The 2,056-nt window shown below is 26.2% G+C and carries 1 protein-coding gene; it reads right to left on the bottom strand.

Going from position 1 to position 2,056, the window contains the following annotated elements; translation table 11 throughout:
• Nucleotides 1-218: 218 nt before the first annotated feature.
• On the bottom strand, nt 219-1,511 hold the full coding sequence (locus U881_RS0103300; protein ID WP_024653202.1) for a BTA121 domain-containing protein surface lipoprotein: 1,293 nt from the start codon (nt 1,509-1,511) through the stop codon (nt 219-221).
• Nucleotides 1,512-2,056: the final 545 nt, after the last annotated feature.

Raw genomic sequence — 2,056 nt, 5'->3', positions numbered from 1 at the left:
TAGATTAGATAGATTTATACTAATAACAAATTAACTAGTTAATTTGTTATTAGTATAAATCTATCTAATCTATCTCTTTTTCTTATTCTTAAATATTCTAAAATTCTAAAGAAGCACTTATACCGAAATAAGCACTTCTCAAATAATCTTTTAATTTTAAAAATCTTATTTACTTAATCTTATGCTTTATTTATATCTTTTCTTTTATCATTGTTTATTCATATTTTATTCAAGATGGCAATAATGACATCATTCACTTTCTTTACTTCCTCTACTGCACGATTAAGTTTCCCCTTGTAATCACGAGTTGTATCTGTTAAATAATTATGCAATACTTTCGATACCTCAAATCTTTTTAAGATGTCACTACGACCAGAAACAGTGTTAATGCCACCTACATCAGCATTATAATCTACTACTTTTATTTGATTTTTTATTACTACTAATTTCTGCTTTTCGATTTCAAGTAAAACAAATTGTTGTTTTAGTGTACTTAGATCCTCAAGATCTAACTTATCAAGATTAGCTTCTTTATCTCTGAGATTTTTAAATGAGCTTAGGTAATATAATTCAGAAAATTCTTCTAATGTATGAAAAATACTTATTACACCATTTAAACCAATAATATAGAAAAACTTCTGAAGTGCATTAGTATCACCAATCACACTCTCATACACAATATACTTATACAAAAGTGTCCCAAAGAAGTCAAGATCTTCACGTTTATAATCAAAAGCTAAGTAAATTAACCCTCTTCGCCTAATATGACTTTGTGACTTAAATGCATAATGGTCAATTACAGCAAATACTTCTTTCATCATACCATACCTATCAGCAGGTTCAGGAGTATCATGAGCAGCAAATACCCTGGTAATTTCAGCTGAAATAGCTGTGTTCCGCAAATACTCAATTAACATTGTTTTTTCTTGTCTATCTGCTTCTGCTTGTCTATCTACTTCTGTATCTGCATCATCACTAATACCCTGAAAATCAGAACCAGCATTTTTATTATTACCTAAAATATTATTATATCTCTCAGTAACACTAATACCGATATCGCTATAATCTTTTAACGCTAATGAATATTCTCCTTCCGCCTTAACCAACCTATTCTCTAAGACTTTCTTTGCACCTGAATCTTTGATACGCTTAATAGTTTCTCTAGCTTGATAAAATAAACGCAAATGATGATTTTCTAACATATTGTTCACAATTGTTTTAACTTGATCAGCACCTAATTTAGACAATAGATCATAAAACGTATCATTACTATATGTTTTAGCATCATCAACCAATGCCTTTCTTAAATATTCAGCTGCCTCCCTCTGATCTTCAGATAGATTAAATGTATCAAGCAATTCATCAATTGATTTAACCTCCTCACCCATTATTCTTTCTGGGAAAACACCACCTGAATGCACACCTACAGGAGGAGAATTTTGAGTTTTACAACTTAATAATACTATTGATACTATTATTAATAGTATTAAACTATAATATATTAACTTCATATTTTAATATCTCCTTTTAAAATTAAAAACAATGCAAGATATTTATATATCATTTAAATGGCACTACTAAAAATAACAGTACTTGCCTTAATTATTTTTAGTGTATAAATTTAGTTTCATTTATATAATCTTTAGACCTAAACATAAATATAAAATAATAATATCTATTTTTTCTAAAACAAACTATATTGAACTTACCTCTTCTCTTAGATATTTATAACTATAGATAATCAATGAAAAACTTATAAAAAAACTTTATTTTTCAAAATAATTCTCATATACCATACATACAAACCGCAAATATTGGCTAATAAGATTATTATCTTTTAAACAATATTATTAATTATTAAAATTAATCAATATTGTATTAATATTATATATTAATTATATTCAAAAATCAAGAATAAAAAATAGTTTAAAGAAAATTCAATATTCCTACTTAGTAACACTAATATAGATAAATTTACTAAAAATCATTATTAGAGATTGAAAATTGATAACGATTTTTTGAGCTAATTAACAATCTATTTACTATGACACAGCAT

It is taken from the genome of Borrelia persica No12, from assembly GCF_000500045.1.
GTDB classification, from domain to species: domain Bacteria; phylum Spirochaetota; class Spirochaetia; order Borreliales; family Borreliaceae; genus Borrelia; species Borrelia persica.
The sequence above is the reverse complement of the archived record's forward strand: the minus strand, read 5'-3'. Positions and strand labels throughout refer to the sequence as shown.